General features: G+C 71.6%; 1 protein-coding gene. It reads right to left on the reverse strand.

What is annotated here, in order from left to right:
* Window positions 1–204: AMP-binding protein (locus ACLFKU_RS45050; RefSeq protein ID WP_410853550.1), on the reverse strand; the 204-nt coding region annotated here is incomplete at both ends.

The following is a 204-nucleotide window of genomic DNA, read 5'->3' on the forward strand; positions in this document are numbered from 1 at the left end:
CCCCGATGTTCGACCATGACGCCCTTGGGCGTGCCTGATGATCCCGAGGTGTAGATCACGTAGGCGAGGTGGCGTGAGCTCAGGCCGAGCGCGCGCGGGTCCGGATCGGAGGCCGGCAGGTTCGCCCAGGCCGGCGTTGCCGTGTCGAGATCCACCACGCTCACACCGGCTAGCGCGTCGCAGCCCAGCGCGGCACGGCCGGCC

Source organism: Paraburkholderia sp. EG304 (assembly GCF_046543485.1).
Taxonomy (GTDB): Bacteria; Pseudomonadota; Gammaproteobacteria; order Burkholderiales; family Burkholderiaceae; genus Paraburkholderia; species Paraburkholderia youngii.